General features: G+C 54.8%; 18 protein-coding genes. 8 read left to right on the plus strand and 10 right to left on the minus strand.

Annotation, left to right across the window (positions count from 1 at the left end):
* Positions 1–498: 498 nt before the first annotated feature.
* The 3 genes from ACW8F6_RS14950 to ACW8F6_RS14960 form a co-directional block, all read right to left on the minus strand.
* Complete coding sequence (locus ACW8F6_RS14950) at positions 499–1,962, minus strand: succinate-semialdehyde dehydrogenase (RefSeq protein ID WP_491576679.1); 1,464 nt, start codon at positions 1,960–1,962, stop codon at positions 499–501.
* A 172-nt stretch (positions 1,963–2,134) separates the two neighbouring features.
* Positions 2,135–3,640 (minus strand): AMP-binding protein, encoded by a 1,506-nt coding sequence (locus tag ACW8F6_RS14955; protein ID WP_491576680.1) that lies wholly within the window; start codon positions 3,638–3,640, stop codon positions 2,135–2,137.
* Positions 3,641–3,684: 44 nt separating this feature from the next.
* Complete coding sequence (locus ACW8F6_RS14960) at positions 3,685–4,578, minus strand: LysR family transcriptional regulator (RefSeq protein WP_491576681.1); 894 nt, start codon at positions 4,576–4,578, stop codon at positions 3,685–3,687.
* Between the two features lie 185 nt (positions 4,579–4,763).
* On the opposite strand from ACW8F6_RS14960, the gene ACW8F6_RS14965 reads away from it, so the two are divergent.
* Together ACW8F6_RS14965 and ACW8F6_RS14970 are read left to right on the plus strand one after the other, a co-directional pair.
* Positions 4,764–5,465 (plus strand): CoA transferase subunit A, encoded by a 702-nt coding sequence (locus tag ACW8F6_RS14965; protein ID WP_491576682.1) that lies wholly within the window; start codon positions 4,764–4,766, stop codon positions 5,463–5,465.
* 11 nt (positions 5,466–5,476) lie between these two features.
* Positions 5,477–6,133 (plus strand): CoA transferase subunit B, encoded by a 657-nt coding sequence (locus ACW8F6_RS14970; RefSeq protein ID WP_491576683.1) that lies wholly within the window; start codon positions 5,477–5,479, stop codon positions 6,131–6,133.
* A gap of 299 nt (positions 6,134–6,432) precedes the next feature.
* On the opposite strand, the gene ACW8F6_RS14975 is transcribed toward ACW8F6_RS14970, so the two are convergent.
* The 3 genes from ACW8F6_RS14975 to ACW8F6_RS14985 all read right to left on the minus strand — a co-directional run bounded on the left by ACW8F6_RS14975 (position 6,433) and on the right by ACW8F6_RS14985 (position 9,070).
* On the minus strand, positions 6,433–7,431 hold the full coding sequence (locus tag ACW8F6_RS14975; RefSeq protein ID WP_491576684.1) for an NAD(P)-dependent alcohol dehydrogenase: 999 nt from the start codon (positions 7,429–7,431) through the stop codon (positions 6,433–6,435).
* A gap of 12 nt (positions 7,432–7,443) precedes the next feature.
* Positions 7,444–8,448 carry an NAD(P)-dependent alcohol dehydrogenase gene (locus tag ACW8F6_RS14980; RefSeq protein ID WP_491576685.1) on the minus strand — a complete coding sequence of 335 codons (1,005 nt, stop codon included), beginning with the start codon at positions 8,446–8,448 and terminating at the stop codon, positions 7,444–7,446.
* A 67-nt stretch (positions 8,449–8,515) separates the two neighbouring features.
* Complete coding sequence (locus tag ACW8F6_RS14985; RefSeq protein ID WP_491576686.1) at positions 8,516–9,070, minus strand: P-loop NTPase family protein; 555 nt, start codon at positions 9,068–9,070, stop codon at positions 8,516–8,518.
* 387 nt (positions 9,071–9,457) lie between these two features.
* Between ACW8F6_RS14985 and ACW8F6_RS14990 the strand changes: the two genes are divergently transcribed.
* Positions 9,458–10,117, plus strand: coding sequence for a DUF8616 domain-containing protein (locus tag ACW8F6_RS14990; RefSeq protein WP_491576687.1), 660 nt, complete (start codon positions 9,458–9,460; stop codon positions 10,115–10,117).
* Positions 10,118–10,358: 241 nt separating this feature from the next.
* Here the strand turns inward: ACW8F6_RS14990 and bktB are convergent, their stop codons facing one another.
* Together bktB and ACW8F6_RS15000 are read right to left on the minus strand one after the other, a co-directional pair.
* Positions 10,359–11,543, minus strand: coding sequence for a beta-ketothiolase BktB (gene bktB / locus ACW8F6_RS14995; protein ID WP_491576688.1), 1,185 nt, complete (start codon positions 11,541–11,543; stop codon positions 10,359–10,361).
* A gap of 142 nt (positions 11,544–11,685) precedes the next feature.
* Complete coding sequence (locus tag ACW8F6_RS15000) at positions 11,686–13,275, minus strand: ABC-F family ATPase (RefSeq protein WP_491576689.1); 1,590 nt, start codon at positions 13,273–13,275, stop codon at positions 11,686–11,688.
* Between the two features lie 416 nt (positions 13,276–13,691).
* Between ACW8F6_RS15000 and ACW8F6_RS15005 the strand changes: the two genes are divergently transcribed.
* From ACW8F6_RS15005 to ACW8F6_RS15025, 5 genes are all read left to right on the plus strand, one after another.
* The gene (locus tag ACW8F6_RS15005) at positions 13,692–15,155 is read left to right on the plus strand and encodes a serine/threonine-protein kinase (RefSeq protein ID WP_491576690.1); all 1,464 of its coding nucleotides are present in this window, start codon (positions 13,692–13,694) and stop codon (positions 15,153–15,155) included.
* Between the two features lie 22 nt (positions 15,156–15,177).
* Positions 15,178–16,833 (plus strand): caspase family protein, encoded by a 1,656-nt coding sequence (locus ACW8F6_RS15010; RefSeq protein WP_491576691.1) that lies wholly within the window; start codon positions 15,178–15,180, stop codon positions 16,831–16,833.
* A gap of 24 nt (positions 16,834–16,857) precedes the next feature.
* Positions 16,858–18,336 (plus strand): autotransporter outer membrane beta-barrel domain-containing protein, encoded by a 1,479-nt coding sequence (locus ACW8F6_RS15015; RefSeq protein ID WP_491576692.1) that lies wholly within the window; start codon positions 16,858–16,860, stop codon positions 18,334–18,336.
* 42 nt (positions 18,337–18,378) lie between these two features.
* Positions 18,379–22,722, plus strand: coding sequence for a fibronectin type III domain-containing protein (locus tag ACW8F6_RS15020; protein WP_491576693.1), 4,344 nt, complete (start codon positions 18,379–18,381; stop codon positions 22,720–22,722).
* Between the two features lie 95 nt (positions 22,723–22,817).
* On the plus strand, positions 22,818–23,681 hold the full coding sequence (locus ACW8F6_RS15025; RefSeq protein ID WP_491576694.1) for a hypothetical protein: 864 nt from the start codon (positions 22,818–22,820) through the stop codon (positions 23,679–23,681).
* Positions 23,682–23,711: 30 nt separating this feature from the next.
* Here ACW8F6_RS15025 and ACW8F6_RS15030 read toward each other — a convergent pair whose 3' ends face one another.
* Positions 23,712–24,470, minus strand: coding sequence for an MBL fold metallo-hydrolase (locus tag ACW8F6_RS15030; RefSeq protein ID WP_491576695.1), 759 nt, complete (start codon positions 24,468–24,470; stop codon positions 23,712–23,714).
* Positions 24,470–25,639: an outer membrane protein assembly factor BamC gene (locus ACW8F6_RS15035; RefSeq protein ID WP_491576696.1), complete on the minus strand. Its 1,170-nt coding sequence runs from the start codon at positions 25,637–25,639 to the stop codon at positions 24,470–24,472. The genes ACW8F6_RS15030 and ACW8F6_RS15035 overlap by 1 nt, the downstream gene beginning before the upstream one ends.
* Positions 25,640–25,657 lie beyond the last annotated feature (18 nt).

Consider the following 25,657-nt stretch of genomic DNA (forward strand, 5'->3'; position numbering starts at 1 on the left):
GTCGGCGTCGGGGTTGGCGTCGGCGTCGGGGTTGGCGTCGGGGTTGGCGTCGGGGTTGGCGTCGGGGTTGGCGTCGGGGTTGGCGTCGGCGTCGGGGTTGGCGCGTCGCCGCTGCCCGCTGAACCGCAGGCGCTGAGTAAGCTGGCCAGCAGTATCATAAACACGAGTTTTTTCTGTGACATGTTGTGCTCCTAGTTATTTTTATGCGGAACAACCAAAAACGCAACAATTGATCAGACAGGTTATAGATACCCTCTCGGTAGAGAGTGGCTATAAAGCCTTGTTTCTACTTAATTTTTTAAAAGATGAACAACGATCATTATTAGTATTTGGCCATTCCATGCGAAAACTAAGCTATCCACGCATCAACTGTCAACATATTAATCAGATGCATTGGGCGCCCACATTGATATTTTCCATCTGCCCAATTCTGCGCCAGCCTCAAACGTCAGGCAAAAAAAAGGCCCCCTTGGGAGCCTATCTGACGTCGCTGGGCGGCTATTTATCGATGCCGCCAATACACATGTATTTAATTTCCAGGTAATCGTCCATGCCGTATTTGGAACCCTCTCGGCCCGAACCCGACTCTTTCACACCGCCAAAGGGCGCCATTTCATTGGAAATAATACCCTCATTAATGCCTACAATGCCGTATTCCAACGCCTCGCCCACGCGCCAAATACGACCTATATCGCGCGAATAAAAATAAGCCGCCAATCCAAATTCGGTATCGTTGGCCATCTTAATGGCCTCGGCTTCATTCTCGAATTTAAAAATGGGGGCCACTGGACCAAAAATTTCCTCGCGAAATACGCGCATATCATCGGTAACATTGGTGAGAATGGTGGGCTCAAAAAAGCACGCCCCCAAGTCGGAAATTTTTCCGCCCAAGGCAACCTTTGCGCCCCTGCTCACGGCATCGTCAACCATTGCCTGCACATCATTGGCCGCTTTGTTGTTAATCATGGGGCCTAGGTTAACGCCGTCTTGCTGGCCGTCACCCATTTTTAATTCTTTAACGGCCGCCGCCAGCTTTTCGGTAAAGGCATCGTAAATACTTGCTTGCACCAACATGCGATTGGAACAGACGCAAGTCTGGCCGGCGTTGCGGTACTTGGAGGCCACCGCTCCTCTGACCGCAGCGTCGAGGTCGGCATCATCGAAGACAATAAACGGCGCGTTGCCGCCCAGCTCCATAGACGTCTTTTTCACGGTACCCGCACACTGCTCCATCAACACCTTGCCCACGGGTGTAGAGCCGGTAAAGGTGAGCTTGCGGACTTTTGGATTACTGGTCATTTCGCCACCAATGGCCCGCGAGCTTTTACCGCAAACCATATTGAATATGCCCGCTGGGATACCCGCCGCTTCTGCCAAAGCCGCCAGTGCCAGAGCCGACAAAGGCGTTTCGGTGGCCGGCTTACCCACAAAAGCACAGCCCGCAGCCAGGGCTGGCGCCGCCTTGCGGGTAATCATGGCGTTGGGGAAATTCCAGGGCGTAATGGAGGCCACAACACCCACAGGTTGCTTGATGACCACAATGCGCTTATCGCCCGAGGGAGCGGGAATAATGTCGCCATAGACGCGTTTGCCCTCTTCCGCAAACCACTCGATATAATTGGCGCCATAGACGATTTCGCCGCGCGACTCCGCGAGTGGTTTACCCTGCTCTGCCGTGAGGATGAGCGCCAAATCATCCAGATTTTCGAGAATCAGGTTGTACCAGGTGCGCAGCAAATTGGCGCGCTCTTTTGCGCTTTTGGCCGCCCAGGCGGGCATGGCCGCTTCGGCAGCGTCAATGGCACGGCGCGTTTCGTCTACGCCACAACTGGCGATATTGGCAATAATTTCGCCATTGGCTGGGTTGTAAACGGGAACGGTTTCGCCACTGTCACTGTCGACCCATTGGCCGTTGATGAAAGACTGGCCGCGCAACAGCGACGGGTTGTTCAGTTTAAGCATGGCGATATCCTCAATTGGTCCATTTAGCAGGCGATAGTTATGCGCGTTGCGCTATTCGGAGTGACAGGCAACCTTGGCAGTGCTCTGGGCCCGCGCAGGCCATGAGACTGCCAAAGGCGATAGTTCTATAAAATCAATAATTACAGAATTATAGATTAGGCCATTTCAAACATTATGATTGGAACAGAGCGCGATATTGCGCCCGAAGTGCCGCTTTCTGCACTTTACCCATGGTATTGCGCGGTAATTCTGGCACGGCAATATAGCGCTTGGGTTGTTTAAAGCGGGCCAGTGCCGGCGCCACGGCAGCTTGCAAGGCCTGCAGATCCGCATCACCCACAATCAACGCCACCACTGCCTCGCCAAAATCTGGGTGGGGTACACCAATCACGGCGCTCTCAATCACGCCCGGTTGCGCATCAATACACAACTCCACCTCCTTTGGGTAAATATTGAGGCCACCGGAAATAATCAAGTCTTTAGCGCGCCCAACAATGGACAGATAGCCATCTTCAGACAGACTACCCTTGTCGCCGGTATTGAAATAGCCGTCGGCCGTAAAATCTTCGGCGGTTTTTTCCGGCATGCGCCAATAGCCTTTGAAAACGTTGTCGCCGGCCACCTGAATATTGCCCACTTCGCCGGTCGCCACCGGTTGATGGGCATCGTCTACCACGCGCACGCGAACGCCGGGTAATGCCTGGCCGACAGTGCCCGCTCTGCGCTGACCAGCCAGCGGGTTGGAGGTATTCATATTGGTTTCTGTCATGCCATAGCGCTCCAGAATCCGATGACCGGTGGCCGCCTCAAAGGCGCTAAAGGTGTCGGCTAGCAGAGGCGCCGAGCCGGAAATAAAGACCCGCACCTGCGGGCAGTGATCGCGCTGAATACCGGCGTCCAGCAGGCGGGTGTAAAAAGTGGGCACACCCATCATCACCGTCGACGTTGGCAGCCATCGGAGGGCCTGAGCGGCTTCAAACTTTGGCAAATAGATCATCTGCGCACCGCTCATCAACACACAGTGAATGGCCACAAACAGGCCGTGCACGTGAAAGACCGGCAGCATGTGTAACAGCGTATCGGCGTCGCTAAAGGCCCAAGCGCTGTGCAACGCGCGGGCACTGGCGGCCATATTCTGGTGCGACAACATTATTCCTTTTGGCCGGCCGGTGGTGCCTGAAGAGTACAAAAGTGCGGCCAGGTCGTCGGGCGCACTTGTCGCGGTCGTAAAATCGCTCGGGCAGTTGACACTGGCTTCGGCGAGACTGCCTGAGTCGTCGCCATTTAAGATCCAGCGCCGGGTGATGCCCTGGGCATCGCACAAGGCCGCCAGTGCCGGCTCGTAAGGTGCCGAGCAGATAACCGCCGCCGGCTCGGCATTTTCCAAGAAGTACGCCAGCTCCGCTGGCTGGTAGCCCGTATTCAAGGGGTGGTAGACCAGGCCCGCGCGCAGGCACGCCAAATACAAGCACAGCCCCAGCGGACCCTTATCCACCTGCACGGTCACCCGATCACCGGCGGCGAGCCCCTGCGACACCAAAAAGTTCGCCAGCCGACCGCTGGCGGCCAAGACCTGAGCGCGGGTCCAGTGGCTGCCGTCGGCCAAGGTTAATAAAGGGCGCTGGCCGTCGTTAGCCAATTGGGGGTAAAAGAGCTCAAAAAGATTGGCAGAGTGCATGCGTTTCTCTCATAGATAGCAATGTTGGGATTTCCGGCTCGTCATCAAGCCTGTTGATAGTGGCGCTTTAATTCGTCAATCATGGCGCAGGCCGCCTGCGACAAAGGCCGGCGACGATGGGTCAGTACCCCCACTTGCCGCTCGATATCCGGCCCGCTGAGGGGGATACACACTAGCCCCAACTCGCGCATTTGCGGCTCGCACAGCTGCGGCACTGCGCTTACGCCTAAGCCGGTGGCGACCATGCGCCCCACAGTAGCGAGCTGGTTGGCCTCTAACACCACATTTAAGCTCAGGCCCTGCGCCTGTAGGTGGCGATCAATCAGCGCCCGCAGACTGGAAGGTCGCTGCAAGGCCACGTAGGGGTGTGCACACAGTGCTTGCCAGTGCAGGCAATCGGCCCCAGCCAAGCTGTGCGACGGCGGTACTATCGCCACAAAATGATCGCTGAATAAGGGGGTAAAGGCCACATCCGCCTGGGTACCTGGGTCGAAGGAGATTCCCAGTTCAATGCGCCCCTCGTGCACCTGCTCCACCAACTGCTCAGCAATAACCTCTTGCACGGTGATCGAAATTTCCGAAAAGCGCGAGCGAAAGGCCAGCAACACCTGCGGCAATGCAGTGCTGGCAAAGGATGGCATGGCGGCAATGGCCAGTCGGCCGCGCTTGAGGGCGAAGCGCTGATGGGCTTCGGCCATGACGTTATCCCAGTCGGCCAGCAAGCGCTGCACCTGAGGCAGCAGGTCGGCGCCCTCGGGGGTGAGCGCCACAGCGCGAGTGGAGCGCGCGAACAACAGGCCGCCCAACTCGGCCTCTAAGTTTTTCATGGCAATACTCAAGGCGGGCTGGCTCATGTGCACCAAGGCGGCCGCCTCGGCAAAGCTTTGCGTTTGCGCCACCGCCAGGAACGCACGCCATTGTTTAAGGGACACATTCATCCGATAACACCTCGGCGGAACCGTAGCCCGCCAATAAAAATTATTTAATAATACGTTAATAATTTAAACTGGATAAATATATCTTAACCCTGCATGCTAGCCCAATACAACAGACCCACTGGTCAGAGTTTGCCAGGGGAGCCGTCTACACTCACTCCACAAGGCACATAACACAGGAGTTTTACATGAGCGGATTTAACAAAGTGGTGCAGTCCTACGAAGCGGCCATGGCCGGGCTCACCGACAACATGACCATTATCGCAGGCGGTTTCGGCCTGTGCGGCATCCCCGAAAACCTGATCGCCCAAATCAAGAAGTCGGGCGTAAAAGGCCTGACCATTGTTTCCAACAACTGTGGTGTCGACGGTTTTGGCCTGGGCATTTTGCTGGAAGACCGCCAGATTAAAAAAATGGTGTCGTCCTACGTGGGTGAAAACGCGCTCTTTGAAAAGCAACTGCTGGCCGGCGAGCTGGAAGTGGAACTCACCCCCCAGGGCACCCTGGCCGAAAAAATGCGCGCCGGCGGCGCGGGTATTCCCGCCTTTTATACCGCCACGGGTTACGGCACGCCCGTAGGTGAAGGCAAAGAGGTGCGCGAATTTAACGGCCGTAAATACATTCTCGAAGAATCCATTACCGGCGATTTTGCCATCGTCAAAGCCTGGAAAGCCGACCGCTACGGCAACCTTGTATTCCGCCACACGGCCCAGAACTTCAACCCCATGGCGGCCACAGCCGGCAAGATTACCGTGGTTGAAGTGGAGGAAATTGTAGAGCCCGGCGAGCTGGACCCGGCCCAGATCCACACCCCAGGCATTTACGTCGATCGCGTGATCAAAGGCACCTTTGAAAAACGCATTGAACAACGCACCGTCCGCAGCGCATAAGGAGAATCACCATGGCTTTAACTCGTGAACAATTAGCGCAGCGCGTTGCACGCGAACTGCAAGACGGCTTCTACGTCAATCTGGGCATTGGTATTCCCACCTTGGTGGCCAACTATGTCCCCAAGGGCATGGAGGTCATGCTGCAATCTGAAAACGGTTTGCTGGGCATGGGCCCCTTTCCCACGGAAGACGAAATTGACGCCGACCTGATCAACGCCGGCAAGCAAACCGTAACCACAATTAAAGGCGCGTCTATTTTTAACAGCGCCGAATCCTTTGCCATGATCCGCGGCGGCCACGTCGACCTGACGGTACTGGGTGCCTTTGAAGTGGACGTACAAGGCAACATTGCCAGCTGGATGATTCCCGGAAAATTGGTGAAAGGCATGGGCGGCGCCATGGATTTAGTGGCCGGTGCCGACAATATTATCGTGACTATGACCCACGCCAGCAAGCACGGCGAATCCAAATTGCTCAAGCAATGCACCCTTCCGCTGACAGGCGCGGGTTGCATTAAAAAGGTGGTCACAGACCTGGCTTACATCGAAATTGCCGACAATAAGTTCTGGCTCAAAGAACGCGCTCCGGGAGTGAGCGTCGATGAGATCGTCAAACTCACCGCCGGTGAGCTGGTGATCCCTGAAGTGGTACCTGAAATGGAGTTCTAATGGGCGGGAAACCGCCACCCAATCTTTGTTTTTAACTGTAAATCGTTTTTTCAGTTCCGCACATTGGCAGCCTCTGGCTGCCTTTTTTTCACCGAATACAGAAATGTAACGTTGCACGCCCACTAGGGCAGCGTGCCCTGCCACATATCACTGCCGGTAAGCTTATAGAATTCGGTTAACTCATAGGACTCGCTCACAGGGCTAGCTCGCGAGCGCTTGCGCCTAAACCTTATCACGTCCAGCGCCCAACAAATCCTGCGTGCTTTTGTTAGCGGTACTATTCAATAGCGTTCAGCAACTCAATGTCGTTCAGCGACTGACAGCACTACATGCCCCACTCGCTGTTCAGACTCAACCAACTTGTGCCCCTTAACGGCATCCTCAAGGGGTAACACTCGATCTAACACAACCTGCACATCGCCCGCGGATACCATACCCAGCAAGTCTTGCAACTCTTCACGTGTTTCTCGCGCAAAACCGCAGTGCACTTGAATACCCCTGCCAGGGCGACCTAACAGACAGCGCAACATCGACACTAAGCGCGGATTACCCAAAAGATAACGGCCGCCCGGCTTTAATATCGACAACGCGGCACCGTAGGGCGTTGAAGGCACCATATCGAACACTATGTCGAAACGCTGCTGTGAGTCTGTGATCGTATCGCGGGTGTAATCGATGACGCGATCGGCGCCCAGTGTTTTTAACAACGCCAACTTATGCGGCGCATCCACGGCCGTTACCTCCGCGCCCAACAGTTTGGCGATCTGCAACGCATATACGCCGATACTCCCACCAGCGCCAATGATTAACAGCCGCTCGCCGGCCTGAATTTTTGCCAGGCGCATAAAGTGCAAAGCATTCAAACCACCCAAAAGCAGCGCAGCCGCTTTTTCAAAACTGAGGCCTGACGGTTTTAAAGCCAAGGTATTTGCGCAGGGTAAACACACATATTCAGCGCAGGCCCCCATGCGCAGGTTCGTCGTTCCCAGCACGGCGTCGCCCACGCGGAAATCCCGCGCGCCCTCGCCCAAAGCAGTCACCCGGCCCGAAAAATAGACACCCAAAATCTGTCGGCGCGGGCGCAAAAGACCCACCGCCAGGCGCAGTGGTAGCCAGAACCACTGAACGGAAAAGCGAAAGCTGCGCAGTTCGCAGTCTGTTTTGGTTACTTCCACCGCTTCTACACGCACCTGAATTTCACCGGCCGCAGGGCTGGGCCTGGGGCGCTGTGCCACCGACATCACGTCGGCAGCGCCATAACGTTCGTAGACAAGCGCTTTCATTTGAGCAACAGACATAACCTTTCCTCGTTAACAAGCTAGTGGAATTTCTGGCACCAGTTCGATGATCACTTTGCCGTGGTGCAGGCCGCTGCCAAACAACGCGAGCGCTTGTGAACATTGTTCCAGCGGAAAGCGATCGCCCAACACCGGCCTGAGAACGCCCTGCTCCCCGTATGCACTTAAAGTGGCTAAGCCTTGATTAGGTTTTAAGGCCAGAATAAGCAGGCGCTTCTTATTCGACCGGCGAAAAAACGGCGCAAAGAGCGCCAACAAAAGTAATTTACTGGTGGTACCGCCTGCGGTTACATAGCAACCTTCGGGGGCTAACGCACGCAGATAATGCCAAGGGCAGCGCGTGGAGCGAGCATCGACAATCAGGTCAAATTGCTCGCCGCGCTGCGTGAAATCCTGCTGCGTATAATCCAGTGCGGTATCGCATCCCAAATGCAATAGCAAGGCGCGCTTGCTACCATGATCAACGCCTACGATGCGCGCAGCGCCGGCATGGCGCAACAGTTGGACGCACATACTGCCCATACCACCACCTGCGCCATTAACCAACACGGTTTTGCCCCGCAGCGCTTGTTTATAGAGCGCAATACTTTGCAAGGCGAGCAGGCCCGCGTGGGGTAATGCCGCCGCTTGAGCGTGAGTGAATCCCGACGGTTGTAGTGCGATTGCCGACTCGGGCACGCAGCAGTACTCGGCAAACGCGCCAAATCCGGATTCGGACAAGTCGCCATACACCCGGTCGCCGCGCGCAAAGCGCGTCACACCCGCCCCGACTGCCACCACCACACCTGCCACGTCTGCACCAGGCACCCGCACGTTGGGTCGCAGAAAGCCGCACAGCATGCGAATATAGAAAGGACTGCCCCGCACCAGCGACCAGTCCCAATCGTTTACCGAACTTGCATGTACTTTAACCAGTACTTCGCCCGCATGCACCGTCGGTTGCACCAAGGTGTTTACGGCCAGGGCAGATGGCCCTTTGTAACCGGCCAGTACGGCTCCCTGCATTGGTTCTGTCATTATCGCTTCCTGCGTTGTGTAAGAAATTAACGCCTGGCATCGCCCGCAGCCAGTCGTCAGCTATGGCTCAGTCTGTTATACCCTGCAGCAGTATTTCAGTGGATGTATTTTCGATCAACTCCCATTTTTTCCCCTTGAACCGCAACAATAACGCCCGGTGCGCCGATTGCGAACACACGTCCTGCCGCCTAGGGTAGCTGGCTATCCAATCCAGCAGCATGGTCAAATTTGCATCCTGCGCCGCTTTGGATGCATATTTGTGGGGCTCCCATGGTCGCTGCAAGGCGTTGTGCTGACAGTGCGCCACCGGCATATTCAAGTAAATCATCGCGCTCGCCTTCGGCAACAGCAACTCAATTAAATCGCTATAACAGCCCTCAATGACCCAGTGGGGATGGGCCGAAATAAAAGCCTCTATCTCTGCCCAGGATTGCGCCAGCGGATTGCGCTCTGGCGGGGTACTGGCAGCCCAGGCCAGAGTATCCAAGTCCAGGTGCGCCAGGCCCAATCGTTGGCTGAGGTCTCGCGCCAAGGTAGATTTTCCCGACCCGGCGTTGCCGAACAAAATCCATTGGCGAGGCGCACCTTCGACACCTTGGGCTTGGCGATTTTTTACATTCATTTAGCGCATCCTAACATCAGAGTTCACTGCCAGAGGGGCGGCCCGCTACTGCAGAGTCAGCTACAGGCTAGCAGTGCCGATCGCGCATCGATCGAATGCCTCTACCAAAAAAGTGCCAATTCTAAATGGGATGTGCATCCACACTGCAGCCAAGTGCTCGAACTGGGCACCGGGCGCTCGACCGACAGGCACAGCGCCCTGCGCTAAATCGAGACACAACCCCAACTTTAGTCGCAATTCGAACCGCCCCTTTATATTAACGCTTTTGGCTGAATCCACATCCGGGGTAAAATCCAGCAACCCACCTCACTAACAGTAAAATAGACCTGCTGCGCTGAATAGCGCCTTCTCGCAGAGTCGGCAATTCGTCAAAAGGAATCCTTGACTGTGACCAAACCCGCGTACTTTTTATTTCAACCCGCCAATGATGACCCAAACGACCAATCCATGTTAATTGGTGCTCAATACGTCAAGCATGCATTTTTTGCCAACAATTCGCAGGGTCGAGAAAACTCACTCACCCACTTTACCCACATCGACAGCATGGGGGCGCTTTCCAGCTACGATCCCGCTGTATTGATTGTCTTTGGTCACGGCAACATGGGCGCCGGAATTGGCACCCACAAAACCCATTACGACGAGACAGCGCTGGTGCGCTTACTCTCCAGTAACGGGCTAAAAACAAAGCAAAAAAACCTTACTATCTACCTGTGGGCGTGCAACACCGGCGCTAAAACACCGGGCTCAGGTACATTTAGCCGTACCCGTGAGCCCTTCGCCAAGCGTTTTGCAAATAAATTGCATGCAGCGGGTTTCAGCGGTATTCGCGTCATTGGCGTGGCGGGCTTCATAGCTGGCAGCGGCTCATTTACCTCGCTTACCTATACAGACAGGCCCGTCATCGAGACCCCAAAAGTCCAACCTACTGATGCAAGCCGGCATATTTACTTTGATGTGGGCGCAACCGGCGTGGTGGCCGGCAATAATACCACCTGGAAATGTTCAGCCATGCCCGGCAATAAAGGCTGGAAAACGTCCAAAGTTTAACGATAGGTAATCCGTACAAGGCGGTCACCGCGAGCGATGCCTAACCGGTGATTGCCTCGGCCGCCGTTTCATCAGGGCCGCAATCTTTCCGATATACCATCCCGTAGCTAAAAAACGCCTGGGGCTTGTCTACCAACCCATCGCATATTGACCAGATGGCCTTCGGCTCGATTGACTGCACATATCACAGCCACAAAAAAGCCGGCAAGTTGCCGGCCTTTGATTCAAGTTAATAATTGCGCTACATGCGTTCAAATAGCGCCGCAATGCCCTGCCCGCCACCAATGCACATGGTTACCACTGCGTAGCGCGATTGGGTACGTTGTAATTCATACAACGCCTTGACTGTGATCACTGCACCGGTGGCGCCAATGGGGTGCCCCAATGAAATACCAGAACCATTGGGGTTGAGTTTGTCGGCCGGAATTTCTAAATCGCGCGCCACGGCAATGGCCTGCGCCGCGAAGGCTTCATTCACTTCCCAAACGTCGATATCCGCCACAGTCAATTTATGGGTGGCTAACAGCTTTTTAACGGCCGGCACTGGGCCAATACCCATGTACTTTGGTTCGACGCCGGCAAAACTGTAACCCACCAGGCGGGCCATAGGGGCTAATCCTTGTTTCTCTGCTTCTGAGCGCTCCATTAACACCATGGCCGCCGCCGCATCATTAAGGCCCGACGCGTTGCCGGCGGTCACAGTGCCATCCTTCTTAAACACTGGGCGCAACTTTGCCATTCCCTCTAACGACGCATCTGCGCGCACGTGCTCGTCGTGGGCAAAAGTCACCGTGCCTTTCCGCGTCGTTAATTCGATGGGCAGTATTTGTTCTTTAAAGCGCCCTTCGTCCGTAGCGCGCGCTGCGCGCTGGTGGCTTTCTACCGCCAGTGCATCTTGGTCTGCGCGGCTAATGCCCCATTTTTCTGCCACATTTTCTGCGGTGATGCCCATGTGCACATCGTTGATGGGGCAAGTGAGTGCGCCGGTCATGGCGTCCACCATGGCACCGTCGCCCATGCGGGCGCCAAAGCGCGCCTGTGGCAACCAATAGGGAACGCGGCTCATGGATTCGGCGCCACCGGTCACTGCAACGTCGCAATCGCCCAGTAATATCAATTGCGAGGCCGACACCAGCGCCTGTAAGCCGGAACCACATAGGCGGTTTACAGTGACCGCCGGCGTCGTTTCAGGCAGGCCGCCTTTAATGCCCGCCACGCGGCTCATGTACATATCTTTGCGGTCTGAATGAGTAACATTACCTATCACACAATGACCAACGGCTTCCGGTGCAATTCCCGCACGCTTGACGGCTTCGGCAACCACCTGACCCGCCAGCTCTGTGGGCGCAATATCTTTCAGGCTGCCACCGAAGGTTCCGATTGGCGTACGCACACCACTTAATACCACCACTTCACGCTGACTCATAAGTCACTCCAAACATTTAGTAAACGAACACTGATACCACTAGTTTGCCAAAGTAGAGCCCAAATAGACATGACAAGAATAGCCACTATCACGCAAAAAAATAGGCCCCACTTGAGACCTAAGAGATTATTCAAATCGAGAGTTATGCCACGCCTTGACTGCGTAAATAATCGTCGTAGTTGCCGTGAAAATCCACAATACCCGTGGGCGTGAGCTCAATGATCCGGGTGGCCAGGGACGAGACAAATTCACGGTCGTGACTCACGAACAGCAAGGTACCGGGATAGTTCTCCAGCGCCAAATTTAACGACTCGATGGACTCCATATCCAAATGGTTGGTGGGTTCGTCCAACAGCATGATATTTGGCTTTTGTAGCATTAATTTACCAAACAGCATACGCCCCTGCTCACCACCGGAAATGACATCGACGGTTTTATGAATATCGTGTTGGGAAAACAACAAGCGCCCGAGAGTACCACGGATTATTTGCTCATCATCGCCCTCGCGACCCCATTGCCCCATCCACTCCATGAGATTTTTAGGCTCGGCAAAGTCGCTGGCGTGGTCCTGAGCATAGTAACCAAGCGCGGCATTTTCCGACCATTTCACTCGGCCGCCGCTGGCGGGTTCGACGCCCACCAAACATTTTAACAGCGTCGATTTACCAATACCGTTGGGCCCAATAATCGCAATGCGCTCGCCAACCTCCACAGTGAGGTCTAAGCCGGAGAACAAAGTGTCTTCGTAGCGCTTACTCAGCCCTTCCACTTCCAGCGCCAAGCGATGCAGCTTTTTGTCCTGGTCAAAGCGAATGTAGGGGCTTTGACGGCTGGAGGGCTTAATCTCTTCGAGCTTTATTTTATCAATCTGGCGCGCGCGCGAGGTAGCTTGTTTAGACTTGGAGGCATTGGCCGAGAAGCGGCTTACAAAGGCCTTAAGATCGGCGATCTGGGCTTTTTTCTTGGCGTTTTCTGATTGCAAGCGCTCCATGGCTTGAGTGGCCGCCGTCATGTATTCATCGTAATTACCCGGGAACAACCGCAGCTCGCCGTAATCCAAGTCGGCCATATGCGTACACACACTGTTCAAGAAGTGGCGGTCGTGCGAGATAATTATCATGGTGCAATTGCGTTGGTTGAGTACCCCCTCCAACCACCGAATGGCATTGATATCCAAGTTGTTGGTGGGTTCGTCCAACAACAGGATATCGGGCTCTGAAAACAGAGCCTGCGCCAGCAGCACGCGCAATTTCCACCCAGGCGCCACTTCGCTCATCAAGCCGTAATGCTGCGCAACATCAATACCCACACCAATGAGTAACTCACCCGCGCGCGCCTCTGCGGTGTAACCATCCATTTCGGCGAATTCACTTTCCAACTCTGCGGCGCGAATACCGTCGGCCTCGGTCATCTCGGGATTGGCGTAAATGGCGTCGCGCTCGGACTTTACCGCCCACATTTCAGTGTGCCCCATAATCACAGTGTCAATTACCGAGAATTGCTCGTAGGCAAACTGGTCTTGCTTGAGTTTGCCGATCCGCTCGTTGGGATCTTTTGAAACATTGCCCGCCGAGGGTTCCAGATCGCCACCAAGAATTTTCATGAAGGTGGATTTTCCGCAACCATTGGCACCGATAAGCCCGTAGCGGTTGCCCTCGCCAAACTTTACAGAAACGTCTTCAAATAGGGGTTTTGCACCAAATTGCATGGTGATATTAGCGGTGGTCAGCACAGTATAATTCCGAGTTGGCGCAGTTGTACCAGCTCAATGGCCGGCGGGTGGCGCGGTAAAAAAGGCCGCGCATTATGTCATGGGCGAGCTGCGAACTAAACTGCACGCTCAGGCAGACTATCAAGACCTCGCGTTCGATAGCACAACGCTATACTAAGACTTCTCCCCATTCCTGGGTTCCAGCAAGCTAATCAACCGCCTTGGGTCGCACGTAATCTACAACACCGCCTACCATTTCGAGGGTCTAGAGCCAGACTTTAGCATTACGACTGAATGGTCGGCCCGCGACAAAAGTAAGGACAGTTCGCAATCCACCGCGCAAAGGGGTTAGATTTTGTCAGTTATAGGGTAAAATTTACGCATTCTGCGGCAACGAAAATAATAACGGTGCACCCCGCCGTTGGTGAGGCCCAATTATGGATGATCGCAATAAGCCCACGGCTGGTAATTCAGAGGGCGACGCACCCACTGTCGTAATGACGCGGGCACCCACCACAGATGAGGCCACCGTACTCGCGTCGCCAGCGCGCCGACCAGCAGATAGCACGGCGCTGCGCCCCCAATCTGCGCAGCCTGCAGCCGATGATCGCCATCAAACACTCAATCCTCTGACCAACCAATTACACGCGCCCTACACTAGCGGCGGCGAGGTCATTAAAGACCGCTTCATTATTGAGCAAGAGCTTGGGCAGGGCGGCATGGGCAGAGTCTGCCGCGCCGTAGATTTGCGCAAAGTAGAAGCCGATGACCAACAACCCTATGTAGCCATCAAGCTATTGTCCGCCGAGTTCGCTCAACATGCAGACGCCTTCAAGTCGCTGCAGCGCGAAGCGAAAAAAAGCCAGGCCCTGGCACATCCCAATATCATCACCGTGTACGACTTTGATCGCGACAACGACACGATTTTTATGACGATGGAGGTACTGGAAGGCTACCCGTTAGACGCCATCCTCAAAGGCAAAACCGACGTCATTCTGGACCGCAAAACCGCACTGAGGATCATTCGCCAAATTGCTCTCGCGCTAGAATACGCACACTCAAAAGGCATCGTGCATTCCGACTTAAAGCCGGGCAATATTTTTTACACCCACAGCGGCCAAGTGAAAGTACTGGATTTTGGTATTGCGCGCGCCATTAGCAGCGGCCGCTATACCGACAATTATGACGCTGGCGAGCTAAACGCCATTACACCAAAATACGCAAGTCTGGAAATGTTTGAGCGGCAACCGCCAGATCCACGCGACGATATCTACGCATTGGGTTTGATTGCCGCAGAGCTTTTGTGCCGAAAACATCCCTATCGCAACGAATTTGCCACGGAAGTCAAAGCTCACAATTTACAGCCTGAATTCGCAAACCTGCCCCACTTCATGTACGCCCAGTGGCTCGCAAAAGCTGTTCATGTAGATCGTGCAGCGCGAACTCAAAGTGCGAGCAAATTTCTATCGCAACTGAATTGGGCGGAACGAGGACCACAGCGTATAGCCATCGCAGGCGTTATTGTCGGGCTGCTTGTAGCTGTAAATGTTTTCATCATTGATGCCGTAGACCCGGCAATACCCTTGAAAGACCTACCTGTTGCACAACAACATGCCGTCCTTGACAACCTCGCCAACGCAGACAAAGCGCTAACGTTTCAGGACTATAACGGCGCGCTTCTATATCTGGAACGGGCTTACAAAATACACCCAAGTAACACCGACATCGAAGCCAAGGTAAAAAAAATACTGGCAGATTTTGAAATTAGCTACAAGGCCACGCAGGATATAGAACAAAAGAATTACCTGACACTACAACTTCAAGAAATTGGCAACTACGAATTCATCGCACAGCATAAGTCCTATAAAAAGCTAGCCAACACACTAATACAACAACAATAGCGCTCACCGCGAGGGAAAATTGATGACAGTCCTAATACCCAACCGCTCTACGTTACTATTGGCATTGAGCGCGCTTGCCGTCACCGCTTGCGCGGCCAATAGCCAATTAACAGCTAACGCGCAACCCGACCGGGCGGCGCGTATTGCCGAGTTACAGGTTGTGGATTGTTTATTGCCCGGCCAAATGCGTATGCTGGGTAATCGCAGTTATATGACCCCCCGAAGGCCCGCAGTACTCACCGCCGCCGAATGCCAAGTGCGCGGGGGAGAGTACGTCGCCTACGATCGTGCAGATTACAAAACGGCGCTCAACGTCTGGCTGCCAGCGGCAGAGCAAGGAGACGCAGAAGCACAGGTAAATGTCGGCGAAATATTCGAAAAAGGACTCGGCGCGGAGCCCAATTACGAAGCTGCCCTAATTTGGTATGAAAAAGCAGCCGAGCAGAACAATAAACGCGCACAATTCAACCTTGGCACACTTTACGAGCAGGGTCTTGGGGTCGCTCAAGACAAAGTAGCCGCCCTCTCCTGGTATCGGAAGGCCTGGGGCTTGCCCGAAGACAACATCGTATTTCAATCCACGGTTGCCAAGGCACAAGCAGAGCAAACGGCCGCGCTGAATAAAATAATTCGAAGCAAAGATCTACAAATTCAGGTGATGCAAAAACAGCTTTCTGAACTTGATCAAGCACTAAAACAAAAGAAAGACCAAAAGCTTTTGGCTCAAGTCGACGAGCTAAAAGCCATCGTCAGTCAACTTGAAAAAGAATCTACAGATGCAAAGCAGCAAAAGATCATCCTGCAAGCCAGGGCCGACAAGCTAGTGGTTCGCACCCCAACGGCAACCACAGGCTCTGGCATCACAGCAAAAGGCCACACAGAAACTCAAGGTAACGCCACAGCGGTAACTACGCAAAACATAAACTTCGGAAAATTTTACGCGCTGGTCATTGGCGTACAGAACTACGAAAAAATCAACAGCCTGGAAACGCCGATTAACGACATCAATGCCATCGCCGACTTGCTAGCAAGCCAATACAACTTTAGCGTAACAAAAGTCGTCAATGCCGACGACGTAGGCGTCATGGAGGCAATCAACAACATCAATGAACAACTGACTGAAAACGACAACCTACTGATTTTTTACGCGGGCCATGGGGCCCGGTTGGCATCCGGAGAAATTGAAGCCGGCTACTGGCTTCCCACCAATGCCGAGGCACCGCCGCGCGACACATTCTGGGTTGCCAATGAATTCGTAACCCGTCACTTAGCGCGTTTTAAAGCCAAGCGCGTGCTGGTGGTCGCTGACTCCTGTTATTCGGGCCTATTGTCTACTGCACCCGGCTTCCTAATGTTGGGCGACGACGGCAAATACACCCAGGAGTTTATTGCCTACAAAGCCGACAAGCGATCGCGCCTGTTGATGACTTCAGGTGGCGACAATCCCGTACTCGACAGCACCCAGTCGGGGCACTCCATATTTACGCGAGCTTTCTTACAGGCCCTGCGCAATAACAACGAGATCATGACTGCACCGCAGTTATTTATGAAGCTTAAATCTGAAGTAACAAAATCCGCCAAAGCGGTCAACTTTGATCAGTCACCCGAATACAAAACCATCAAGGGCGCAGGCCATGAAGTCGGCGATTTCTTCTTTATCCCGCAGGCCAAATCGTAAGCAATACCGACAAGGACATCACCTATGAACACCAAATTACACGCCCTCGCAGCCAGCTTCGCAACCCTGTGCGCAACTCCGGCTATGGCGGATCTCACGGACTTGACCGGCTTGTTTCAGTCAGAACTTGAAGAGCGCGCAGCCCTGTCAAATCAAACCGTGTACGACGAGTTAAAGGCCCAAGGCTGTAGTGACACAGAGCGCACCAGCGATGCGTTCTGCACAGGCACTACCTTTATTGTGTGGAAAAATGTGCGCGAACTGGTGCACACGGCCAATGAATTAACCGGTAACGGTCCAACACAATACAGTCTGGACACCGACCTGGAGGGATTGGGTTTTGCACTGCGCTGGACTGCAGGCGAGGAATTCTCCAGCCAGGAATCCATGACCGATAGCTTTACCGGCGGCCAATTAAGTAGCCTGTCCAATCGAATAACGGCCGTACGCAGTGGCGTGCGGGGTTTTACACTCAATGGTTTAAGCGCGAATAACGACGAGCAACTGGCGGCAGTTCAACCGCAATCAGGCCTTAGCGCCGGAGATCCCGCCAACAGTGCCGACGCCGCCTGGTCGCGCTGGGGCGGTTTTTTAAACGGCAGCTATAGCTATGGCGACGAGTCGCCAACGCAAAGGGAAAATGCCTACGATTTCGACGGCAGAGAGGTCAGTGCAGGACTTGACTATCGCGTCAACGCGCAATGGGTTGTCGGCGGTTTGGTGGGCTATCAGGATCAAGAAGTTGATTTTGATTCATCGCAAAGTATTGTCGACGGCGGCGTTCTTATGGACGGCTGGTCGCTGATGCCCTTTGTGCTCTATCAACGCGACGATTGGTATGCCACTGCGTCAACGGGCCTGCAAAGCATGGAATTTACCACCGAGCGCAGTATCCGCTACCCGTCGCTAAATCCCAATGTACCCAGTGTAAATACCGTCGCCACCAGCAGCAATCGCGCCCGCACGCTTACGGGCAGTATAAGTGGCGGTTACAGCTACCGTATTACCGACACCTGGACTCTGGAACCCTCCCTCTCGATAAACTATCAGCGCACGTCCATCAACGCCTACACCGAGCAGGATATCAAAGACGACGGTTTTAACTTTATAGTCGACAAGCAAAGCATTAAATCCTTGGAATCCGTGTTTGGCTTGAAATTGCAGTATCTGCTCAATAGCCAGTACGGTGTTTTCATGCCATTTATCGATGCACAGTTTTATGCGCAACACGAAACCGATGAGCGCTATATCAATGCCACTTACGCCAATGCGTCTAATGTTATTTCAGATAGTGCCCGCTTTTCGCTGCCCACCAATACGCCCGACAGCGACTACAAAATCTACGGTTTGGGTGTGGCCGCGGTATTGCGTGGCGCAAGTCAGGCAACTTTAGACGCCCCGGCCAGTGGCGGCATCCAAGGATTTATACAATTGCGACAGGTAGTAGACGTGGGAAATTTTAGCCAACGCATGATCACCGGTGGATTAAGGTACGAATTCTAACACGCCGTCCCAACCCACTTAACCAATACAAGGAAGCAACCCGTGAACACAATTGCGCAGCGACCCCTATTCCTACGGTTTCAATTAACTTTGCTCTTGCCGATGTTAATTGTGTTTGTTGCCAGTTGTGGCGGTGGCAGTTACACCGATAAGCAAGATGACAAACAGCCGCCAGTCGCCGTCGCCAGCGCCCTGGCGCTGCCCACCACGGGTAGCGCAAAACGCTATCAGGCGCGCGCCAATACGCAAATTCTGCTTACGGGTAAAGACAGCTACAGTAATTACGCGCCTATTTTAAGTTATCAATGGGAGCAATTAGATGGCAGTAATCTCACGCTGATAGAACGTACGTCTAACGCCGTCGCCATTGATCTGCCCGCCAGCGATAGCGCAATCGAATACCGGTTTCAGCTCACTGTGACGGACGCCAATGGCAAGTCTGACCGCGACCAAATTAGTGTAAGCACCGTATCCGTAAACGATGCCGACCGCTTCCTGTCTCATCCTAATACGCCCAACAATAGGCTCACGTTATTGGCGGCACTCGACGAGAGCGCTGAGACCGGCGATGCCCCACAACCGATTGGCCTGACCGTCACCACCACGGCTCACTGGCTAAACAGACTAGATGTCATGGACAGCATGGTGGTGGACACGCAATATTTGACGGCGGAATTTCCCGCAAACTTTGCGCCAGACACCGATTACGATCCACTTACCGATCCGAGAAATCCGTTGTTACAAGCGCTTCTTCCGCTTTTAAATATCGACGATATCAATCAGCATTTTGAGTCAAGCCAACGCGAGCGCCGCTTGGACGCCCACCAAATTGGAACCGCCTACCTCACTCTCACACTGGCGGTTGATGGCACGCCCAGTGTGGATTTTGATGTGCTGGCACTGGATACCGCAGGCGATCAAATTGAAACAGCACCCCTCGTCGCCGACGCTGGCGCGGTACGAGTGAGTGCGCGAGCCCTGCCCGCTCAATCTTCCGCAACAGTGCGCAGAAGCAGTCAATTAATAGACACCGCCAACCGTGTGTTTTCCGTCGATATTTCAATGGACAAACTGCGCGCCGCGCTCGGCCTGGAAAACGCAATATCCGCAAATAATTACTATGCGCTTCTCGATCCAAGCGGCCAATTTTCCAGCTTCAATGCCTGGCGCCAGTATGCAGGGTTTACCGATGCAGAGGGCAATACGGTGACCGACCCATTCATCAGCCACGCGCTTTACTTGAATAATTACGATTTAGGTTTTGGGCGCGACATGTGGCTGCGCAAAGATGAACAGGGCAATGTTTACAGCTACGTCACCAATTACCCCAGCGTAGAGGCTGCGCTGGAAGGCCGCCTTGATTTCGCCATCGTGGCCATGGAGTACAGCGACAATCCAGACCCTGATGGCGAAAACGGCAAAATCGTAAAATTTTATGCCTTTGTGCCCGACGAGCGCACAGGTGACTACCTAAGGGTAAACAGCATGAATTTTGATGGCCGGGGAGAAAAATATTTGCCCGGCGTGTGCACTGCTTGCCACCAAAGCTACCAGGAGGGTTCACAATTTACGCAGTTATCAGATGCAGACCTCGACGCCACATTCATGCCCTGGGATTTGGACTCCTTCTTATTTGCTCATGCAGAAAATGCCGCCCACATAGAGCCGACACTGCAAGCCGAAAACTTTAGCGCCGCGCGCTTGCAACAAAACAGCAGAGAAACTCTGGAACCTGCCATTCGCGCGCTGAACCTGGGCGCACTGGCCACCTATAAAGACAATCCCGAGCGCCATGCTGCAGCTATTCAATTAATTCACGGCTGGTATGGCGACGACGAGCTGGAGCTACCCGTTGACGAGCTGCCTGAGCAACCCTTTAACGGCAATTATGTTCAGCCTGGCTGGCAAGCTGAGCCGGAACTCTACCATCAGGTATTCGCCAGAAATTGCCGCATCTGCCACGTGCAGCTGGCAGAAGCGGAGACCAACTTTGATACCTACGACGAATTTATCGGCAGCGACAAATTACTCAGCTACGTATTTGACCAAGGCGTTATGCCCATGGCGCGGCTCACCATGGATCGATTCTGGAGCGGCGACAACAGCAGTGCCGAACAATTGCGCAACCATTTAGAGGGGTTGGGCGAAACACCGACAGCCAGCCCCGGCGCTCCCAGTGCCGAATTTACTGCCAGTTCGACAAGTCCCGTCATTGGCGAACCACTGCAACTGACGGCGTCGACCAATCATTACAATCAAACCTACCAGTGGACCTTAACACCGCCCACCAATTCTGCTGCCGTACTCGCCAGTTCCCAAGGCCTGCGCACCAGCTTTACGCCCGACCAGCCGGGCACCGAATACACGCTGTCGCTGACAACCACCAATGCGTTCGGCGCGCAGGCAAACAGCCAACAAACTATCACCAGCGCCGACCGCGCGCCCCAGGCTCCCTGCCTAAGCGCCGATACCAGCGGGCTAACGGAGGCGGGCGCCCTGAGTGAAATTGCGGTAGTCAGCCTGTTAACTAGCGCGCAGCTGGGCGATGGCGGCGTCACCCTTGCCACCGTCAATAACGGCAGCCTAGGCAACGTGACTGTAGATGACGATCGACAACGTATTCACTACCAGCTGAATGACCCCTTTGTCCGGGGTGTCGATACCATCAGTTACCAGCTCACGGACGTCAACGGCAGCGTGTCTACCACAGCCCCCAGCTGCACCAGCGCGCCCGAGCCCGGTTTTGGCCACATCACCATTGACAGCCGCAACGAGGGCACATTGGCGCCGTCTGGCTTGATGGCCGCACCAGACGCAATCAACAACAGTTATGCAATCAACCTGAGCTGGGATGCACCCACCGATATTACCCCCACAGGCTATCGCATTTACCGCGATGACATACACCTCAGCGACACCACTAACACCAGCTTCACCGACAGCCCGCTACCGGAAGACAGCAGTTTTAATTATGTGGTCAGCACACTGTTTAACAGCTTTGAGTCCAATCCGTCGGCAGCTGCCAGCGCTCAAACGCTGGCGTTAACACCAGCAAATCTGGTGGGCGACAACAGCGTGTTCGGTCAAATCACGCTCAGTTGGGAGGCCCCCGCAGCTATTGGTAATCCCATCACTTACTCCCTGTACCGCGCCAATAATGGAGCCGAAATAACACTCGCGAGTTTAATCGCAGGCACCGGCCCCTACATAGACACCAGCGTTGAAGCCGGGAAAGCTTACGAATATACGGTTACCGCTACCGATAGCTCGGGCCAAGAATCCGGGCGCTCAAATGTGGTCAGCAATACGGCCAAGCCGCTACCACCCACAAGCCCAACGGCCACCACCATCAGTGGTACACAAATTAATTTGAATTGGGATGCCGTAGCCGATGCAAGCGAGTACAAAATTTATCGCAAGCTCAGCAGCCAAAGTAACGCCAGCTACGTACAGATTGCCGCGCCCGGCACCAATAGCTACAGCGTGACCACGGGTCTGAGCGCCGGTAATGGCTACGATTTCCGCATTGGCGCAACCGTCAACGGCGAAGATTCCATCACCTACGCCACTGTCAGTGCCACAACCCAGCCCAATGCGCCGACAAATTTGGCTGTGGCGCCCAATACCAGCGGCAATCGGTACACCGAAACGCGCTTGACGTGGACGGCTAGCACAGGCGATAGCATCAGCGGTTACAACGTGTATCGCAGCGGCGGATTAATTGCGAGCGGTGTAGCCGGCACCAGCTTTGTGGATACCGGGCGAGCCAGCGGCACCCTGTACAGTTACACCTTGCGAGCCGTAGCAGGTGGCCACACATCGGCCGCCACGAGCACAGCGACCGGCGCCACCTACCCCGCCGTGCCCTCGCCATCGGCCACGCGCATTCCGGCGAGCACCGACGCTAGCGCCCACGATACCCTGCGCATCAGCTGGCCGCGCGTCACCGGCGATAGTGTCACCTACGAAATCAGCGCCAGTGGCTCACGTATTATTGGCGGTAGCGCGGCGGCCTCCGCCGGGCCATTTAGCTTTTCAGACGCCAGCAGCACCGTGCAATACGACCTGGAATCACTCACCAGTTACAGCGACTACACTGTGACAGTGAAAGCCACTGCCAATGGCCTGACCTCCACTAACACCGTCGATGAACCCACGGGCGCCTCGTTCAGTAATGACATTCTCACGGGCCCAGCCGTACGTGTGGGTTGCCGCACAAGTGGCTGTCACGACGGCGAAAGCGATGCCGCACTGCGCACGCGCTTCACTTACAGCTGCGTTGAAACTAACAACCTGCCAGGCTGTAACGTCGCTATGGCGGGCCGCTCCTTTAATGACGATGAAGAGCCGTTGGTGCTAATTTGGAATGCCAGCCAATATGACTAGGTTGCACGCGGATTGCGATAACTGCCTTGGCTGTAACTAGCTGCCCCGCTCCGGCGCAGCCAAACCTGCGCAGTTGCTTGCGGCGCCATTTGTTCGTGGCATGTACGACTCTGCTCGCGGCCTGTAGCCCATTGACACCGGAGCGCGATCGCTTAGCGCTGGCAGCAGCGGCCCACGAGCGCGCCCAGGCTGCGCACTGGCTTAGCCGCGAGCTGCCAACGCGCGACTTTATTCTGCAGAGCTTTCACAGCTCGCCGCGCGCGCGTCACACACAGCCGCCCTACGCGCCACTGCAATTGACTGTGTTTATCGAGGGCGACGGTCGCGCCTGGGATACGCGCACCAGCCCTTCGCGCAACCCTACCCCCCATCGGTCACAGGCGTTGGCCCTTGCCTTGGCACACCCACAGCAACCCGCAGCCTACTTGGCCAGGCCCTGCCAGTATTTACCGCTCGCAAGCCAACCCCAGTGCACACCGCAAACTTGGACGCAGCAGCGTTTTTCAGACAGCGCAGTACGCAATCTGAACGACGCTATAGACAACCTTAAAACGTTATTTCAGGCGGACACGCTGCACCTGGTGGGCTTTTCCGGCGGCGGCGTATTGGCCGCCTTGCTCGCCGCTCGGCGCGCTGACGTCGCTCGGCTTACTACCTTGGCGGCGCCCTTAGACCTGGCCGCCTGGACCAGATTGCACCAGGTCAGCGCAATGCCCCACGCCATCAATCCCGCCGACGTCCGCGCACAGCTTGACGGTGTTAATCAACTGCACCTGGCTGGCACCGAAGATCGCATAGTGCCACCAACGCTGGTGCAACATTTTGTGCAAGGGTTCAATAAGGAAAGTCGCGAGACTGGCAGGGTGCGCTTTAAGCAAGTAGCCGGGGTCGACCACCATTGCTGTTGGGTCCAACACTGGCCAGCCGTGTTAAGCGACGAAGCGCAGAAAAATAAATAATGGGAAAAATTGGCGCTAAAGGAAGTGAATTTAAACCACGTCCAGCCAGTCGAAACCCTGATCCTGACAGGCGTAAATGACCTGCGCAGCCGGGGCCACAACCGGCGCCAAGACCTGTTGCGCCACCTCGAGGGAATTATTCTGCTGACTGATGTGTGCCACCACCAAATGCTGCAACCGCGCCACGTCAAAGTGCGCCAGAAAGCCCGCACTTTGTTGGTTACTAAGGTGCCCCCAAGGTCCGCCAACCCGTTGCTTTAGCGATTGTGGGTAGCTCCCATAGGCCAGCATCACCGGATCGTGATTCGCCTCCAGCACCAAGGCATCACAGTGCTGGTAACTGTCTTGAACATGGGCCGTAATCATCCCCAAATCGGTGAGAATACCCAGGGTTTTGCCCGCCGCCGCAATCACAAATTGCGCCGGCTCGCGAGCATCGTGTGGCACGGCTACCGGCTGCACGTGAAAGGGGCCTAATTCAAACGCTTGGTAGCCCTCTATCAATCGCACCTCCGGCAATTTCCCAAGGTCTTTGGCTTTGAATGTACCGGGGGTAATGTACACAGGCAGATTATATTTGCGCGCAAGCGCCGGCACGCCGCGCAAGTGATCGCCGTGCTCGTGGGTAACCAGCACCGCAGACAGCTGTGCCGGTGTCTTACCCAGGCGCGCCAAGCGCGCCACTGTGTCTTTTACCGAAAAACCGCAGTCGATCAACAGTGTGTGCCCGTCGCACTCCACCAGCGTGCCATTGCCCTTGCTACCACTGCCAAGGGAGGCAAATCGCATCAGATCAAATTCCGGCGAATGATATTAAGCTTTTCTTTTGCATCGCGATTTTTTAAACGCTTGCCATAGGCATCGCGAATGCGAATATCCACCTGCTCATCGGTACCGCGCACCACTATTAAATAGCCCGGCGCTTCCTTGAGTGCACGCCCTTGGTTAGCCAGATCGATGCTTTCGAAAATAGCGCGATTGTGGGCCGAGTCATCCAGCTGCAGATGCGTCAAAATATCGGTTAGCGAGTAAGGCGTTGTGGGCACTTCCGGTTCATCGCTGGAGAACAGCGAAGAAAACCAGCCCCGCTCTTCAGGATCGACCGGCTGCTGCCAATCGACGTAAAAAATACCTAAATCCAGATCGGAGGCAAAGGTGGTATAGCCCTCTTGGCGCAGTGCGTGAGCGATGGTGGCACGGGCGCGCTCGTAAGTTAACGCCATGCGTAATACCGGCTCGCCGTCCACCGTCTTCACCGAGATTTTCGGCCCGCCGCCAATGCCTTGGGCCAGCAGCGACGTTGCGCCATTGCTGGCCTCACTCGCGAGCGTAGCAGCCAGCTCATCCAGCATCCACGATTCGCGCTCGGGATTTACCGACAGTTCAGGCCAAGGCGCGTCAAAACTAGCCGCTTCACCCGTTGCCGCCGACAGGTGCCGAATGTGAATTTCCGTGGAATCAGGTTGTACCCCCTGCTCCACAAATATGCGATAGCGATCGCGGGTTTCTGGCGAGTCTTTAAATTGCAACCAGGCGGTGTCTATGGTGCCCGCCACGGCGTCGGCGTCGGCCAGCTGAATCTTATTGGCCGCCAGGAAATTGCGCGTGCGAGGCCACACTTCGCTGGGTGGCGAATTCACCAGAATCCAGCGGCGCGCGCCCAACTTCTGGATTTTCACACTTTCGGAAAAGTTATTAGCCGCCAATGGCTGTGGTCGGGGAGCCTCAAACTCTTCGGTAATATCGAAGTCGTCCGATTGCACCTGTGGCACCACGTACAACTGATCCAGCGATGTGGTCTTAAGTTTTTCGGGCACAACAATGGGCTGAATGGGTTCGGCGTGCAAATAATCGTTGCCGCGGTCGCGGAAATCGCTGCCCAACCAGCTGCAACCACTTGCGGCAAGGGTCAGCGGTAAAACGGCCAGCGTACGCCAGGTTATTATTGGTTTTATCATGCAAATCTCTTTGGGTTA

The sequence above is a fragment of the Simiduia sp. genome, from assembly GCF_058345725.1.

Excerpts from the sequence above, each read along its gene's own strand:
- ACW8F6_RS14950 (WP_491576679.1), bottom strand. The coding sequence starts at position 1,962 with ATGCTTAAACTGAACAACCCGTCGCTGTTGCGCGGCCAGTCTTTCATC.
- ACW8F6_RS14955 (WP_491576680.1), bottom strand. The coding sequence starts at position 3,640 with ATGCACTCTGCCAATCTTTTTGAGCTCTTTTACCCCCAATTGGCTAAC.
- ACW8F6_RS14960 (WP_491576681.1), bottom strand. The coding sequence starts at position 4,578 with ATGAATGTGTCCCTTAAACAATGGCGTGCGTTCCTGGCGGTGGCGCAA.
- ACW8F6_RS14965 (WP_491576682.1), top strand. The coding sequence starts at position 4,764 with ATGAGCGGATTTAACAAAGTGGTGCAGTCCTACGAAGCGGCCATGGCC.
- ACW8F6_RS14970 (WP_491576683.1), top strand. The coding sequence starts at position 5,477 with ATGGCTTTAACTCGTGAACAATTAGCGCAGCGCGTTGCACGCGAACTG.
- ACW8F6_RS14975 (WP_491576684.1), bottom strand. The coding sequence starts at position 7,431 with ATGTCTGTTGCTCAAATGAAAGCGCTTGTCTACGAACGTTATGGCGCT.
- ACW8F6_RS14980 (WP_491576685.1), bottom strand. The coding sequence starts at position 8,448 with ATGACAGAACCAATGCAGGGAGCCGTACTGGCCGGTTACAAAGGGCCA.
- ACW8F6_RS14985 (WP_491576686.1), bottom strand. The coding sequence starts at position 9,070 with ATGAATGTAAAAAATCGCCAAGCCCAAGGTGTCGAAGGTGCGCCTCGC.
- bktB (WP_491576688.1), bottom strand. The coding sequence starts at position 11,543 with ATGAGTCAGCGTGAAGTGGTGGTATTAAGTGGTGTGCGTACGCCAATC.
- ACW8F6_RS15005 (WP_491576690.1), top strand. The coding sequence starts at position 13,692 with ATGGATGATCGCAATAAGCCCACGGCTGGTAATTCAGAGGGCGACGCA.
- ACW8F6_RS15010 (WP_491576691.1), top strand. The coding sequence starts at position 15,178 with ATGACAGTCCTAATACCCAACCGCTCTACGTTACTATTGGCATTGAGC.
- ACW8F6_RS15015 (WP_491576692.1), top strand. The coding sequence starts at position 16,858 with ATGAACACCAAATTACACGCCCTCGCAGCCAGCTTCGCAACCCTGTGC.
- ACW8F6_RS15030 (WP_491576695.1), bottom strand. The coding sequence starts at position 24,470 with ATGCGATTTGCCTCCCTTGGCAGTGGTAGCAAGGGCAATGGCACGCTG.
- ACW8F6_RS15035 (WP_491576696.1), bottom strand. The coding sequence starts at position 25,639 with ATGATAAAACCAATAATAACCTGGCGTACGCTGGCCGTTTTACCGCTG.